Annotated in this window: 1 protein-coding gene; it reads right to left on the bottom strand. The window is 46.4% G+C overall.

Translation table 11 applies throughout. From position 1 onward, the window contains the following. A partial coding sequence (locus tag MO867_RS22660; protein WP_252473393.1) for a reverse transcriptase domain-containing protein occupies nt 1-435 on the bottom strand: 435 nt, incomplete at both ends.

Here is a 435-nt window from a genome sequence, read left to right as displayed (position 1 = left end):
CAATATTGGACAGCAGCGGCGATAAAGGACCCCCTTGTGGCACCCCCTCATAACACGCTTGCCAACATCCATTTTCTACCCTGCCTGCACGCAAGTAGCTTGCAATCAGTTTAAGTAAACGCTTATCTCTAATTCTTTGGCTGAGTAAACTCATGAGAAAATCATGATTTACCCGGTCGAAGAATTTGGATAGGTCGACATCCACCGCTATTCCTTTCCCGACTTCGATATACTTTTGTAGGTTTTTCACTGCATGATGCTGTGATCGCTTTGGGCGAAACCCATAGCTAAACTCCGAAAAAGTCGTATCGAAAATGGGATTGATGACTTGGGCGATAGCTTGCTGAATAACACGATCAAAAATCGTAGGTATCCCTAGACCTCGCTGACCACCGTCTGACTTGCGAATGTAGACGCGTCTAACAGGCAGCGGCT

The organism is Microbulbifer okhotskensis (assembly GCF_023895975.1).
Taxonomy (GTDB): domain Bacteria; phylum Pseudomonadota; class Gammaproteobacteria; order Pseudomonadales; family Cellvibrionaceae; genus Microbulbifer; species Microbulbifer okhotskensis.
Note: the sequence above shows the minus strand (reverse complement) of the source record. Positions and strands in the feature narration are given on the sequence as shown.